Origin of the sequence: Streptomyces sp. NPDC001904 (genome assembly GCF_040297005.1) — a bacterium.
In the GTDB taxonomy this organism is placed as follows: domain Bacteria; phylum Actinomycetota; class Actinomycetes; order Streptomycetales; family Streptomycetaceae; genus Streptomyces.
In genome coordinates this window covers 351,164-365,314 of record NZ_JBEOYI010000001.1, presented here as the reverse complement: position 1 = coordinate 365,314, position 14,151 = coordinate 351,164, and the positions used below count along the sequence as shown (strand labels likewise).

Annotated in this window: 11 protein-coding genes; 6 read left to right on the top strand and 5 right to left on the bottom strand. The window is 69.2% G+C overall.

The genetic code is table 11. The features are described from left to right. Positions 1-65: 65 nt before the first annotated feature. Positions 66-2,831 (bottom strand): penicillin acylase family protein, encoded by a 2,766-nt coding sequence (locus ABT127_RS01605; RefSeq protein WP_351443845.1) that lies wholly within the window; start codon positions 2,829-2,831, stop codon positions 66-68. A 261-nt stretch (positions 2,832-3,092) separates the two neighbouring features. On the opposite strand from ABT127_RS01605, the gene ABT127_RS01600 reads away from it, so the two are divergent. The 6 genes from ABT127_RS01600 to mscL all read left to right on the top strand — a co-directional run bounded on the left by ABT127_RS01600 (position 3,093) and on the right by mscL (position 9,042). Further along, positions 3,093-4,595: a potassium/proton antiporter gene (locus tag ABT127_RS01600; protein WP_502971613.1), complete on the top strand. Its 1,503-nt coding sequence runs from the start codon at positions 3,093-3,095 to the stop codon at positions 4,593-4,595. Between the two features lie 309 nt (positions 4,596-4,904). Further along, a complete protein-coding gene (locus tag ABT127_RS01595) occupies positions 4,905-6,197 on the top strand; it encodes an MFS transporter (RefSeq protein WP_351443843.1) in 1,293 nt (430 codons plus the stop codon). Between the two features lie 69 nt (positions 6,198-6,266). Next, positions 6,267-6,623, top strand: a complete 357-nt coding sequence (locus ABT127_RS01590) for an FmdB family zinc ribbon protein (RefSeq protein WP_351443842.1) — start codon at positions 6,267-6,269, stop codon at positions 6,621-6,623. Between the two features lie 115 nt (positions 6,624-6,738). Further along, positions 6,739-7,593 carry an S-methyl-5'-thioadenosine phosphorylase gene (locus ABT127_RS01585; RefSeq protein ID WP_351443841.1) on the top strand — a complete coding sequence of 285 codons (855 nt, stop codon included), beginning with the start codon at positions 6,739-6,741 and terminating at the stop codon, positions 7,591-7,593. A gap of 354 nt (positions 7,594-7,947) precedes the next feature. Next, positions 7,948-8,439 carry an RcpC/CpaB family pilus assembly protein gene (locus ABT127_RS01580; RefSeq protein ID WP_351443840.1) on the top strand — a complete coding sequence of 164 codons (492 nt, stop codon included), beginning with the start codon at positions 7,948-7,950 and terminating at the stop codon, positions 8,437-8,439. Between the two features lie 129 nt (positions 8,440-8,568). Next, complete coding sequence (gene mscL, locus ABT127_RS01575; RefSeq protein WP_351443839.1) at positions 8,569-9,042, top strand: large conductance mechanosensitive channel protein MscL; 474 nt, start codon at positions 8,569-8,571, stop codon at positions 9,040-9,042. Positions 9,043-9,046: 4 nt separating this feature from the next. Here the strand turns inward: mscL and ABT127_RS01570 are convergent, their stop codons facing one another. From ABT127_RS01570 to ABT127_RS01555, 4 genes are all read right to left on the bottom strand, one after another. After that, positions 9,047-9,232 (bottom strand): hypothetical protein, encoded by a 186-nt coding sequence (locus tag ABT127_RS01570; RefSeq protein WP_351443838.1) that lies wholly within the window; start codon positions 9,230-9,232, stop codon positions 9,047-9,049. A gap of 34 nt (positions 9,233-9,266) precedes the next feature. Continuing rightward, complete coding sequence (gene pflA / locus ABT127_RS01565; RefSeq protein ID WP_351443837.1) at positions 9,267-10,070, bottom strand: pyruvate formate-lyase-activating protein; 804 nt, start codon at positions 10,068-10,070, stop codon at positions 9,267-9,269. Positions 10,071-10,118: 48 nt separating this feature from the next. Then, positions 10,119-12,401, bottom strand: a complete 2,283-nt coding sequence (gene pflB / locus ABT127_RS01560; protein WP_351443836.1) for a formate C-acetyltransferase — start codon at positions 12,399-12,401, stop codon at positions 10,119-10,121. A 219-nt stretch (positions 12,402-12,620) separates the two neighbouring features. Further along, positions 12,621-14,054 (bottom strand): NarK family nitrate/nitrite MFS transporter, encoded by a 1,434-nt coding sequence (locus ABT127_RS01555; protein WP_351443835.1) that lies wholly within the window; start codon positions 14,052-14,054, stop codon positions 12,621-12,623. Positions 14,055-14,151: the final 97 nt, after the last annotated feature.

The window sequence follows — 14,151 nt, the reverse complement described above, 5'->3', positions numbered from 1 at the left end:
GCACGGGAACGTGAGAAGGGGACTCACTACGCGCGCGTAGGAGGCCCCTTCTCACGTTCCCGGTGTCAGGGCTTGAGCACCAGCGTGTCCGACGTGGTGTTGCCGACGGCGTCCTTCGTGAACGCCCACGGCAGCAGCTCGCCCTTGACCCACTTGTCGGTCTGGTCCGTGTAGTGGGCGCTGAAGGTGTGGCCCGAGGCGCCGGTCAGGTTGATCCACTGGGACTTGTCGAGATCGTCCAGGTTGACCACCATGCGCATCGACGGCACCCAGTCGACGCCGTAGCCGCCCGCCGCGTTCCAGCCGGTCGCGTCGACGGCCGCCTCGCCGCCGCCGAGCTTCCAGGGGCCGCGGTTGAGGACGTACTGCAGCCAGCCGGGACCAGCCGTGCCGAGGGTCTGGTTCTTCAGCTCCAGCTTGTGCAGGCGGCCCCAGCTCCAGGTGTCGATGTCCTTGCCGAGCTTGGCCGTGAGGTCCCAGCGGGCGTCCTCCATGGCGCGGCCGAACAGCTCGTCACGGGTGCTGGTCGCCTTGTCGGTGCGCGACTTGGGCGCCTTCCACCAGTCGTTCTTCTCGTCCTTGAGGATGTTGCGGACGACCTGGAACCAGCGGTCGCCGCCGTCGGGCTGCGCCGAGTCCGTGTCGCGCTCGCCGCACTCGCGGACCTTGCGGTCCTCGTCGGCCGGGCCGGTGTTGTCGACCGGGCTGACGGTCAGGCACTGGCCCTCGACGCGCAGCTCCTTGGGCAGCTTGTTGCCGAAGGCCAGCTTCAGGATGTTGCGCCAGACCGAGTTGAAGTAGGCGGCGGCCGCCGAGTCCGGGTTCTGGGTGTAGTCCCAGTTCTCCAGGAGCTGCTGGGCCTGGCGGACGTCCTTGTCCTGGACGTCGATCTTCAGCAGGTAGGGCACCAGCAGCTTGGCGATCTCGCTGCTGTTGTCCATCTGCGTGGTGCGCATGTCGTCGGTGGAGACCTTGCCGCCGTCCTTGATCTTCGAGGCGATCAGGTCGGAGATGCGCTGGCTGCGGGTGCCGTAGCCCCAGTCCGTGGTGAGCGTGTACGGGTAGTCCTTGCCGACGACGGCCTGGTTGGCGGTCACGATGTAGCCGCGCTTGGGGTTGTACTCGTAGGGCAGCTCGGTCTGCTTGATGTAGCCGGTCCAGCGGTACTTCGCGTCCCAGCCCGGGGACGGCAGCGAGCCGTCGTCGCCCTCCGCGCGGGTCGGGATCCGGCCGGGCAGCGTGTAGCCGATGTTGTTCTCGGTGTCGGCGTACGTGAGGTTCTGCGAGGGCACCTGGAAGTCCTTGGCGGCATCGCGGAACTCGTTCCAGTTCTTCGCCTTGTCGATCTCGAAGACGGCGTCCATGGTGTTGCCGGGGTCCAGCGCGGTCCAGCGCAGCGCGACGCCGTAGCCGTCGCCGCGGTCGGGCGCCGAGGAGCCGACCGTCGCCTTCTTGCCGACCTTCACCAGCTCGCTGTTCCGGTCGGACAGCAGGGGACCGTTGTTGGTCTCGCGGACCGTGATGGTCTTGGAGTCGCCGCCCGCGACCTTGATGACTTCCTTGCGGCTGGTGAACGGCCTGGTCTTGTCGTCGTACAGGTAGCCGTCGCCGCTGAACTTCTCCAGGTACAGGTCGGTGACGTCGACGCCCGAGTTGGTCAGGCCCCAGGAGATGTCCTGGTTGTGGCCGATGACCACGCCGGGCATCCCGGCGAAGGTGTAGCCCGTCACGTCGTACTGGCACTTCGCGCTGAGGCTCGTGCAGTGCAGGCCCATCTGGTACCAGACCGACGGCAGTTGCGGCGCCAGGTGCGGGTCGTTGGCGAGCAGCGGCTTGCCGCTGACGGTGTGGTCGCCGGAGACGACCCAGGAGTTGGACCCGATGCCGTTGCCGTTCGGTCCCAGGCCCGCGGAGTCGGGGATCTGGTCCAGGACGTCGGAGAGGCCGCCCAGCTGGCTCTGGAGGCTGCTGGGGGCCTGCGTGCCGCCCGTGAGGCCGGTGCCCGCCGCCCCGCCGGTGGTGGTGCCGGACTGCGGGGAGGTGCCGGTGGCGTTCTGGTCGTACTCCCCGGTGGCGCTGTTGTAGGCGCCCTCCTGGACGATCGGCTTGTTCCGGTCGTACGGGTAGTCGGGGTAGAGGTCGGCGATCTGCTGCGGGCCGAGGCGGCTCGTCATCAGGGAGCGGTCGATCTCGTCCTGCATGTTGCCGCGCAGGTCCCAGGCCATCGCCTTCAGCCATGCGACCGAGTCGACCGGCGTCCACTTCTGCGGCTTGTAGTCGTTCTCGAAGCCGAGCGCGACGTACTCGGCGGAGATCGCCTTGCCGCTCTTGCCCGCGAGGTAGGCGTTGACTCCCTCGGAGTAAGCCTGGAGGTACTTCTTGGTGGCCGGCGAGAGCTCGGAGTCGTACTCCTTCTGCGCGACCCGGTGCCAGCCGAGCGTGCGCAGGAACTCGTCGGTCTTGACCTGGCTCTTGCCGAACATCTCGGAGAGCCGGCCGGAGGTCGTGTGGCGGCGCACGTCCATCTCGTAGAACCGGTCCTGCGCCTGCACGAAGCCCTGGGCCATGAACAGGTCCTCGTCGGACGAGGCGTAGACCTGCGGGATGCCGTAGCCGTCCCGCTTGACCTGAACGGGCCCGTCGAGGCCGTCGAGTTTGATCGAGCCCGTGGTCTGCGGCAAGGAGGCACGGACGCTGTCGACGCTCCAGTAGGCGCCGTACCCGATGCCCGCGATCACCGCCAACACCAGGACGATCACGATCAGTCGGGCTCGGCGCCCCTTCTTCTTGCGCGGCTTGCTGCCGGCAGAGGCGTTCGTAGTGGAGGGCATCGCGATCCTTGCTGTCCTTCGCAGACGACTGGGCGGGCCCGCAGGGCCCTCGTACAAGGGTGGTGGTGGGCGACGGGCGGGAGGGCGAGAGCAACCATACGAGCAGTACCTGTCGCGCTCGGACGCGGAGTCAGGAAGGAGGCACCCGCGAGGGGTCGGTGAAAGGGCCCTCGCGTCAAGAAAGCGTCAAAGATTAGGTAAGGTAACGAAGTAACTCCCCCACGTCGACCGTGCGAAGCCTCCTCGCGGAAGGAACGGCCCCTGACTGTCCACCACCTCAACCAGCTCCTGCTCGTCAGCGCTCTCGTGCTGCTCATCGCGGTCGCCGCGGTGCGCATCTCCTCGCGCAGCGGGCTGCCCAGCCTGCTCCTGTACCTCGGCATCGGCGTCGCCATGGGCCAGGACGGCATCGGCAACGTCTCCTTCAGCAACGCCGAGCTGACCCAGGTCATCGGATACGCGGCTCTCGTCGTGATCCTGGCCGAGGGCGGACTCGGCACGAAGTGGAAGGAGATCAAACCCGCGCTCCCGGCGGCCGTCGCGCTGTCGCTCGTGGGCGTCGCGGTGAGTGTGGGCGTGACCGCGGCGGGCGCGCACTATCTGGTGGGCCTGGACTGGCGGCCGTCCCTGATCATCGGCGCGGTGGTGTCCTCCACGGACGCCGCGGCCGTCTTCTCCGTGCTGCGCAAGGTGCCGCTGCCGGCCCGCATCACCGGCGTCCTGGAGGCCGAGTCGGGCTTCAACGACGCCCCGGTCGTCATCCTCGTGGTCGCCTTCTCCGCCACGGGCCCCGTGGAGCACTGGTACGTCCTCATCGGCGAGATCGCCCTGGAACTGGCCATCGGTGCGGCGATCGGCCTCGCGGTCGGGTGGCTCGGCTCCTACGGGCTGCGGCACGTCGCACTGCCCGCCTCCGGCCTCTACCCGATCGCCGTGATGGCCATCGCCACCGTCGCCTACGCGGCGGGCGCCATGGCCCACGGCAGCGGCTTCCTCGCCGTCTATCTGGCCGCCATGGTGATGGGCAACGCCAAGCTGCCGCACTGGCCGGCCACCCGCGGTTTCGCCGAGGGGCTCGGCTGGCTCGCGCAGATCGGCATGTTCGTGCTGCTCGGCCTGCTCGTCACCCCGCACGAACTGGCCGACGACATCGTGCCCGCGCTCCTCATCGGACTGGTGCTCACCATGATCGCCAGGCCGCTGGAAGTGCTGATCAGCCTGTTGCCGTTCCGGATGCGATGGCAGGAGCAGGCCCTCATGTCGTGGGCCGGCCTGCGCGGCGCCGTGCCCATCATCCTGGCGACCATTCCGATGGTGACCGGCGTCGCCGACAGCCAGCGGATCTTCAACATCGTCTTCGTCCTGGTCGTCGTCTACACCCTCATCCAGGGGCCCACGCTGCCCTGGCTGGCCAGGAAGCTGAACCTGGGCGACTCCGCGGAGGCCGCCGACCTCGGCATCGAGTCGGCGCCCCTGGAGCGGCTGCGCGGGCACCTGCTGTCCGTCTCCGTGCCCAAGGGGTCGCGGATGCACGGCGTGGAGGTCGGCGAGCTGCGGCTGCCCAAGGGCGCCTCGGTGACGCTCGTCGTCCGCGACGGCGAATCGTTCGTCCCCGGACCGACGACCGTGCTGCGCCGCGGCGACGAACTGCTCGTGGTCGCGACCGACCCCGTGCGGGACGCGGCCGAGGCCCGGCTGCGCGCCATCGGCCACGGCGGCAAGCTCGCCGGCTGGCTGGGCACCGGACCGGAAACCGGCCGTTAACATGGAGACCGGATCCGTGTACATGGGGGAATGACCAGACCCGCGTACAGCGTTTCCGGACCGACGTACGAAGTACCACGTACGCATTCCCGCGTACTTACCGACTCTGCCTGAAGTAGAGCCGGCGCGACCGCAAAGCGGCCGCGGTCCCCTTGCGGCGCCCGCCTTCACGCGCGCGAACCGCTTGGCCAGGGCCTCTCCTGGCGCGGACCGCAGGTATCACTCGGTTCCCGGCGCATGAGGACGGCTCTCGGTGCCCCCTCCCCGACCGGGAGGCGGGCACTACCAGGCGGCAGAAAGGCGACGGCCGTGCCACAGAAGGCCACGGTCACCGATCCCGACAAGGCGCGGACCAAGCGCCCCGGCTACGGACAGCTGCTGCGCACCCGCGGCGCCTGGACGTTCCTGCTGCCCGGCTTCGCCGCGCGCCAGCCGTTCGCGATGCTGACCATCTCGATCGTGCTGCTCGTCCAGCACACCACCGGGTCCTACGGCACCGCGGGCGCGGTCTCCGCGACGACCGGTGTCGCCATGGCGCTGTTCGCGCCCTACAGCGGCAAACTGGCCGACCGCTTCGGCCAGCGGGCCGTCCTGCTGCCCGGCGTCCTGGTGCACTCCGCGGCCGGTCTCACGCTGACCGTGCTCGCGCTGTCGGGGGCGCCGACCTGGACGCTGTTCCTCGCCGCCGTGCCGACCGGCGCCTCCACGCCGCAGATCGGGCCGATGGTGCGCGCCCGCTGGGGCGTCAAGCTGCACGGCTCGCCCCTGATGCAGACCGCGGCGGCCTTCGAGTCCGTCACGGACGAATTCACCTTCGTTCTCGGCCCGCTGTTCGCCACGGCCCTGTGCACCGGCGTCGACCCGGCGGCGGGGCTGATCACGGAGGCCGCGCTCACCCTGGTCGGCGGCCTGCTGTTCGCCGCCCAGAAGGGCACCCAGCCTCCGGTGCGCACCGTCGAGGAGCACGCGCGCGTGGAGCACGTGTCCGCGCTGCGGGTGCCCGGCGTACGCGTCCTGATCGTCACGTTCCTCGGCATCGGCGCCGTCTTCGGCGGCATGCAGGTCTCCCTCGCCGCCTACAGCGAGGCGATCGGCCGGCCGGGCCTGAACGGCGTCCTGTACGGGATCTTCGCCGCCGGCAACATGCTCTCCGGCCTGGTCTGCGGCGCCGTCGCCTGGAAGATCGCCCCGCAGCGCCGGCTGCTCATCGGCTACACGGCGCTCGCCGTCACCGCGTCCGGCCTGTGGGCCGCGCAGTCCGTCGTCGTGCTCGCCGGGATCGGCCTGCTGGTCGGCGTCTGCATCGCGCCGTCCCTGATCACCGGCTACACGCTGGTGGAGAAGATCGTGCCCCCGACCTCCCGCACGGAGGCCTTCACCTGGCTCACCGGTGCGGTCGCGCTCGGCCAGGCGGCCGCCGTGACGGTCGCCGGACAGCTGGAGGACGGCTTCTGGGACGGGGCCGGATTCCTCGTCCCGATGGGGGGCACCGTGGTGGCTCTGGTGGTCATGTTCCTGCTGCGTTCGCGGCTCGTTCCGCCGTCCACGGGGCGGACCGTGGCACGTGGTGTCGGTCACCGGGTGCCGGTGGCAGTGGACTGATCCCGTGGAATAGGCCACTATGGAGCGTCGTTAGCACTCATCGAGTGAGAGTGCCAGGAGGAAGACACAGTGCCGACTTACCAGTACCAGTGCACCGAGTGCGGCGAGGGCCTCGAGGCGGTGCAGAAGTTCACCGACGACGCCCTGACCGAGTGCCCCAACTGCGGTGGCCGCCTGAAGAAGGTGTTCTCGGCCGTCGGCATCGTGTTCAAGGGCTCCGGTTTCTACCGGAACGACAGCCGTGGCTCGTCGTCGAGCAGCAGCCCGGCGTCGTCGTCGAAGTCCGAGTCGAAGTCGGACACGAAGTCGGGTTCCTCGACGTCGTCGTCCTCGTCGTCGTCGTCTTCTTCTTCGTCGTCGTCCTCGGACTCGAAGTCGTCCTCCTCCAGCACGTCGAGTTCTTCCAGCTCGTCGTCGGCCGCGTAGGCGCGCACTTCTCCGACGTCTTACGTCTTACGTCTTACGTCTTACGTCTTACGAGACCCTGTCGTCCCTGACGGCGGGGCCTTCGGCGTAGCCGGGCTTGGTTACCGTACTGACCATGGCGACGAACGCGAACACAAGTGCCAGCGCCGAGATCGGCGTGATCGGCGGCTCCGGCTTCTACTCGTTCCTGGACGACGTGACCGAGGTCCAGGTGGACACCCCCTACGGCCCGCCGAGCGACTCGCTCTTCCTCGGTGAGGTGGCCGGGCGCCGCGTCGCCTTCCTGCCCCGGCACGGGCGCGGCCACCATCTGCCGCCGCACCGCATCAACTACCGCGCCAACCTGTGGGCGCTGCGCTCGGTGGGCGTGCGCCAGGTGCTCGGCCCGTGCGCGGTGGGCGGCCTGCGGCCCGAGTACGGGCCGGGGACGCTGCTGGTGCCGGACCAGTTCGTGGACCGGACGAAGGCCCGGGCGCAGACCTACTTCGACGGGCATCCGCTGCCGGACGGCACGGTGCCGAACGTCGTGCACGTCTCACCCGCCGATCCGTACTGCCCCATGGGGCGCCAGGCGGCGCTGGCGGCGGCGCGCGGCAAGGGCTGGGAGCCGGTCGACGGCGGCACCCTCGTGGTCGTGGAGGGGCCGCGCTTCTCGACCCGCGCCGAGTCGCGGTGGCATGCCGCCATGGGCGGGTCCGTGGTGGGGATGACGGGTCATCCCGAGGCGATGCTCGCCCGTGAACTGGAGCTCTGCTACACGTCGATGACGCTCGTCACCGATCTGGACGCGGGCGCCGAGAGCGGTGAGGGCGTCTCGCACGACGAGGTGCTCAAGGTGTTCGCGCAGAACGTGGACCGGCTGCGGACCGTGCTGTTCGACGCGGTGACGGGGCTGCCGGCGACCGAGGAGCGGGACTGCCTCTGCACGAGTGCGCTCGGCGGGATGGATCCGGGGTTCCGGCTGCCGTGATGCCTTCGGACAGGCAGAAATCCCCCTTCGGGTGAGGGAGTTGTCCACAACCGCTCGGTAGTACACGGGGCTCGGCGGGATCCGGCGCGGAGGCGGATCGTGGTCGGCGAGACGGGCGCGGCGCCCGGCTCGGCCGGTCACGGCCCTCCTTCCGATCGCCTGGCGGTGACGCCCGTGTTCACTGAATTCCCCGATCTCGCTCCGTTTCCTGATGCCGCTGATCTCGCGGGCTCCGCTGGTTTCACGGGTCCTGCTGATCTCGCGGGCCCAACTGATTTCGCGGGTCCCGCTGATCTCGCGCGTTCCGCCGGTGCGCCTGTTCCGGGGCGGTTCAGCGCGCCGCCGACGTCGGTGGTGCCCGCCTTCGCGCCGGTACGAGTGCGGGGTGGGCGGTGGCGGTCCGGTGCCGGACGTCGGCGACGGGCCCTGCTCGGTGCCGGACTCGCCCTGACGGCCGCGGCGTTGGCGGCCGCGGTGCCGTCGTCGGGGCCACCGGGACCCGGGCACCAGCGGGCGCAGGCGCCGCCCGGTGAGCGGGCGGGCGCGGCGCGACGGACCTCGGTGGTGTCGGCGCCGGTGCGGATCGCGGACGCGGGAGCGGTGCGGCTGTTGCGGCCCGGCGACCGGGTCGACGTGGTGGCGGCGCGGGCGGACGGGGTGCCGGGGGCGCGGGTGCTGGCCTCGGGGGCGCGGGTCGTCTCGGTGCCGAGGGCTCCCCGGTCCGGCGGGCCGGGGGACGTCGCGGACGGCGGCGGAGCGCTGGTGGTGCTGTCGGTCGAGCGGGCGACGGCCGCGCGACTCGCGGGCGCGGGGGCCGCGTCCCGGCTGGCGGTGACGGTGTGGTGAGCGGAAATGCGACGGCCTTGCGCCGTGGTCACCCTCCCGGAGTACAGGATTGGACATGCTCGGAACAGCCCGACTTAGGTGACGCCGGGGTCTCGCACCCCTCCCCCACCTGTCGAGAAGGGCTCCAGAGTGACCGAGGAAAAGACAAGCGTCCTGGAAGGCTTCAAAGCCTTCCTGCTCCGTGGCAACGTGGTCGACCTCGCGGTCGCGGTCGTCATCGGCGCCGCGTTCACGAACGTCGTGAACTCCGTGGTCAAGGGCGTGATCAATCCGCTGGTGGGTGCGTTCGGCACCAAGGATCTCGACCACTACCAGTCGTGCCTGAAGGCCCCGTGCAAGGTCAACGACGCGGGCGAGGTGGTGAGCGGCATCCCGATCATGTGGGGCACGGTGCTCAGCGCCATCCTCAGCTTCCTGATCACCGCCGCGGTGGTCTACTTCCTGATGGTGCTGCCGATGGCCAAGTACCTGGCCAAGGCGGCGGCCCGGAAGGCGGCGAAGGAGGGCGCCCAGGAGACGATCGAGGTCTCGGAGCTGGAGGTCCTCAAGGAGATCCGCGACGCACTCGTCTCGCAGCGCGGTTCGGGGCACAGCACCCCGTAGCGGATCAGATGTGGTGGGGCGGCTTCTCGTCGAGGAAGCGGGCCAGGTCGGCGGCGCTGTTGTCGGACGGCGTCGGCCTCTCGCCCCACCCGCGGTCCGAGTCGTCGGCGGACTGCGCCGTCAGCGGATCGTCGAAGATCAGCGCGGCCTTCGGGTCACGCTTCTTGGGGTCGGGGGCGGTGCTGCTCATCTCTCCAGGTTACGTCGCGACCGGCGGCGCCGGCTCAGACGGCCCGGAGGCCGTGGGCCTCGAAGATCGACTTGGCGGTGGCGACCTGCTCCGGGGTGGGCGACGGGGTGTCGTGCAGGGTGAAGGTCTTGCCGAGCGACTCCCACTTCGCCTCGCCGAGCTTGTGGAAGGGCAGCACGTCGACCCGGGAGACGTTGCCCAGGGAGCCGGCGAAGGCGGCGACGCCCTCGATGTTGGCGGGGTCGTCGGTCAGGCCGGGGACGAGCACGAAGCGCACCCAGACGTTCTTGCCGAGGTCGGCGAGGCGGTGCGCGAAGTCCAGGGTGGGCTGCAGCGGGCGGCCCGTGACCTTCTTGTAGGTGGCGCGGTCCCAGGACTTGATGTCGAGCAGCACCAGGTCCACGTCGCGCAGCAGGGCGTCGGTGGCGCGCACGCCGAGGAAGCCCGAGGTGTCCAGGGCGGTGTGCAGGCCCAGTTCGTGCTTGAAGCGGTGCAGCAGCTCACCGGCGAAGACGGGCTGGAGGAGGGGTTCGCCGCCGCTGATGGTGGCGCCGCCGCCCGCGGCCTCGATGAACCGGGTGTACTTGGCGGCTTCCGCGACGATCGAGTCGGCCGAGGTGCGCTTGCCGTTGCGCATCCGCCAGGTGTCGGGGTTGTGGCAGTACAGGCAGGTCAGCGGGCAGCCGGAGAGGAACGTCACGAACCGTGTGCCCGGTCCGTCGACGCCGGTCGACAGGTCCCAGGAGTGCACCGAGCCCTCGGTGGGGCGGTGCGTCGCGGCGGCGGCCGGGGTGGCGGCGTCGTTCGCGGTCAGGTTCTGGGTGAGCAGCGTGGTCATGACGTTCCTCCTCGTGCGGTTCCGGCTGTCTCGGTCAGGAGGACCGGCTCACAGGGAGCCGTGGAAGGTGCGGTTGATGACGTCCAGCTGCTGCTCGCGCGTCAGGCGGACGAAGTTCACCGCGTAGCCGGAGACCCGGATGGTCAACTGCGGGTAGTTCTCCGGGTGTTCCATGGCGTCCTCCAGGGTCGCCTTGTCGAGGACGTTGACGTTCATGTGGAAGCCGTCGCTGGCCATGAAGCCGTCGAGCACGCCGGAGAGGTTGCCGATCCGCTCGGTGGGCGTGCGGCCCAGGGCGTCCGGGGTGATGGTGTTGGTCAGCGAGATGCCGTCCTCGGCGTCGTCGTAGGGCAGCTTCGCGACCGACAGCGCGGAGGCGATGTAGCCGTGCTCGTCGCGCCCGTTCATCGGGTTGGCGCCGGGGGCGAACGGCATGCCGGCGCGGCGGCCGTCCGGGGTGTTGCCGGTCTTCTTGCCGTAGACGACGTTCGAGGTGATCGTCAGGACGGACTGGGTGTGGACCGCGTCCCGGTACGTCGGGTGCTTGCGGACCTTCTCCATGAAGCCGTGCACGATCGCCTTGGCGATCTGGTCGGCGCGGTCGTCGTTGTTGCCGTAGGCCGGGTAGTCGCCCTCGATCTCGTAGTCGACGGCGAGGCCGGTCTCGTCGCGGATCACCTTGACCTTGGCGTGCTTGATCGCCGAGAGGGAGTCCGCGGCGACCGACAGACCCGCGATGCCGCACGCCATGGTGCGCAGGATCTCCTGGTCGTGCAGGGCCATCTCGATGCGCTCGTAGGCGTACTTGTCGTGCATGTAGTGGATGACGTTGAGCGCGTGGACGTACGTCTTCGCCAGCCAGTCCAGCATCGCGTCGTAGCGCTCGGCGACGGTCTCGTAGTCCAGGTAGTCGCCCTCGACGGGCTCGAAGCCCTCGACGACGCGCTTGCCGGACTTCTCGTCGCGGCCGCCGTTGATCGCGTAGAGCAGCGCCTTGGCGACGTTCACGCGGGCGCCGAAGAACTGCATCTGCTTGCCGACGGCCATCGCGGAGACGCAGCAGGCGATGGCGGTGTCGTCGCCGTACTTGGGGCGCATCAGGTCGTCGGACTCGAACTGGATGGCCGAGCTGTCGATGGCGACCTGGGAGGCGAAGTCCTTGAAGCCCTTGGGCAGGTCGCGCGACCAGAAGACCGTCAGGTTCGGCTCGGGGGCCGGGCCGAGGTTGTAGAGGGTCTGCAGGGCGCGGAAGGTCGTCCGGGAGACCAGCGGGCGGCCGTCCTCGCCGATGCCGGCCATCGACCAGGTGACCCAGGTCGGGTCGCCGGAGTAGAGGTCGTTGTACTCGGGGGTGCGCAGGAAGCGGACGATGCGGAGCTTGATGACGAAGTCGTCGATGAACTCCTGCGCCTCGGACTCGGTGAGGAGGCCGTTGTCGATGTCGCGCTGGAGGTAGATGTCCAGGAAGTTGTCGATGCGGCCGATCGACATGGCCGCGCCGTTCTGCTCCTTCACGGCGGCGAGGTAGCCGAAGTACAGCCACTGGACGGCCTCGCGGCCGGTGCGGGCCGGACCGGAGATGTCGTAGCCGTACGACATCGCCATCGCCTTGAGCTCGCCCAGCGCCTTGATCTGCTCGGAGATCTCCTCGCGGTCGCGGATGACGTGCTCGGTGGGCCACTCGGCGGCGAGCCGGTCCTTGTCGGCCTGCTTGGCGGCGATGAGCCGGTCGACGCCGTAGAGGGCGACGCGGCGGTAGTCGCCGATGATGCGGCCGCGGCCGTAGGCGTCGGGCAGGCCGGTGATGATGCCGGAGGAGCGGCAGGCGCGGATCTCGGGGGTGTAGGCGTCGAAGACGCCCTCGTTGTGGGTCTTGCGGAGGTGGGTGTAGATCTCCCTGACCTCGGAGTCGGCGTCGTAGCCGTAGGCGTTGAGGGCGCCCTCGACCATGCGCCAGCCGCCGTTCGGCATGATCGCGCGCTTGAGGGCACCGTCCGTCTGGAGGCCGACGATGAGGTCCTTGTGGTCCTTGGCGTCACCGTCGATGTAGCCGGGCCGGAAGGCATCGATGCGGGACGGGGTCTTCACGTCCACGTCGTAGACGCCGCGCTCGATCTCCGTCGGGAACATCGACAGGAGCTTGTCCCACACGGCGGTGGTGCGCTCGGTCGGGCCGGCGAGGAAGGAGCCGTCGCCCTCGTAGGGGGTGTAGTTCTGCTGGACGAAGTCGCGGACGTCGACGGCGTCGCGCCACAGGCCCCCCTTGAAGCCGTCCCAGGCCTCGCCGTGCGTCGTCTCTTCCGTCGTCTTCTCCGCGGGAGTGGCAGTCATCTGCGGCACCTTCCCCATCTCTTCGACCGGTTCGTTGCTACGTATTCATTGGACTCCCGTCGTGCCGCCGCCGGGGGCCGCAATGGTCCTGATTTCGGGACCATTGGACCCACTTTCGGGGCGGCAACGACGGGGATTCACCGTCTGACCTGGGGTTTCTTCCGGGACTTTCGACCCGGATTCTCTTGTGAACGCATTCACAAGATTTTCCGCGCAAGGTCAGCTCGGGGACTCGGCGCCCTTGCGGGCGTAGAACCACCAGCAGACGGCGATACAGGTGGCGTAGAAGCCCACGAAGCACCACAGGGCGCTGGTGACCGCGAAGTTGGCGAACATCGCGGGGATGAAGAAGAACCCGTAGGCGGCGATCGCCGAGGTGAATCCGGTGACGGCGCCGGACTCCATCTCCGCCTGCTTGAGCGCCTTCGCGTACTCGGGCGTGCCCTCGGTCAGGTTCTTCAGGTGCTGTCCCCGGAAGATCACGGGGATCTGGCGGAAGGTGGAGCCGTTGCCGAAGCCGCTGAAGAGGAACGCCAGGTAGAAGCAGGCGAGGAAACCCCAGAAGGAACCACCCGCGCCGTTCGACGGCATGAAGTTGATGACGCCGATGATCGAGGCGGCCATGCCGACGAACGAGATGATCGTGACGCGCGCGCCGCCCAGCTTGTCGCCGAGCCAGCCGCCGCCCCAGCGGGCGAGGGCGCCGACGGCCGGGCCGATCCAGGCGTAGGTGGCTGCGGTGTAGGCCGCGTCGATCGGGGTCCAGGTGGTCTTGATCAGCATCGGCAGGGCGGCGGCGAAGCCGATGAAGGAGCCGAAGGTGCCGACGTAGAGCCAGGTCATCAGCCAGTTGTGCTTGCGCTTGAAGATGACCTTCTGCTGCTTGAAGGGGGTGGAGGCGACCTTCAGGTCGTTCTGGCCGAACCAGGCGATCACGGCCAGCACCACGAGCACGGGCACCCAGAGGAACGCGGCGTTCTGCAGATAGACGGGCGTGCCGTCGGCCTTGTGCTGGGCGGAGCCGAGCGCGATGACCGAGCTGGTGATGACGATCGGGGTGAGCAGCTGGACGACGGAGACGCCGAGGTTGCCGAGGCCGCCGTTGATGCCGGTCGCGTTGCCCTTCTCCCGCTTGGGGAAGAAGAAGCCGATGTTCGCGAGGGAGGAGGCGAAGTTGGCGCCGCCGAAGCCGCAGAGGGCGGCGATGGCGACCATCACGGCGTACGGGGTGCCGGTGTCCTGCACGGCGAGGCCGAGCCAGATCAGCGGGATCACCAGGACCAGGGTGGACAGCGCGGTGAAGCGGCGCTGTCCGATGCGCGGGCCGAGGAACGTGTAGAAGATCCGGGCCGTACCGCCGGTGAGACCGGGCACGGCGGTCAGCCAGAACAGCTGGGAGGTGCTGAAGCTGAAGCCGACGTCGGCCAGGTTCGTCGCGGTGACGCTCCACACCTGCCACACCACGAAGGCCACGAGGAGCGCGGGGACGGCGATCCAGAGGTTGCGGGTGGCGACCCGCTTGCCGATGGACTTCCAGAAGAGGTCGTTCTCGGGTTCCCAGTCGGCGATGGTGCGGCCCGGGCGGTACTGCCCCGGGTCATAGGACGAAGTGACGTCGTCGACCGCGGCGGCGTCCCTGACGGCAGGACTCATGACGTGTTCCTGGTGGTGAGGAGGGGATTCCTGACGGGTGTTGCTCCTCAAGCCTCTCGCTGGGGTAAATGGGGCGTAAGGGGACTTGGTCGGGTGG

Excerpts from the sequence above, each read along its gene's own strand:
- ABT127_RS01585 (WP_351443841.1), top strand. The coding sequence starts at position 6,739 with ATGGCGACGAACGCGAACACAAGTGCCAGCGCCGAGATCGGCGTGATC.
- pflB (WP_351443836.1), bottom strand. The coding sequence starts at position 12,401 with ATGACTGCCACTCCCGCGGAGAAGACGACGGAAGAGACGACGCACGGC.
- ABT127_RS01605 (WP_351443845.1), bottom strand. The coding sequence starts at position 2,831 with ATGCCCTCCACTACGAACGCCTCTGCCGGCAGCAAGCCGCGCAAGAAG.
- ABT127_RS01570 (WP_351443838.1), bottom strand. The coding sequence starts at position 9,232 with ATGAGCAGCACCGCCCCCGACCCCAAGAAGCGTGACCCGAAGGCCGCG.
- ABT127_RS01555 (WP_351443835.1), bottom strand. The coding sequence starts at position 14,054 with ATGAGTCCTGCCGTCAGGGACGCCGCCGCGGTCGACGACGTCACTTCG.
- pflA (WP_351443837.1), bottom strand. The coding sequence starts at position 10,070 with ATGACCACGCTGCTCACCCAGAACCTGACCGCGAACGACGCCGCCACC.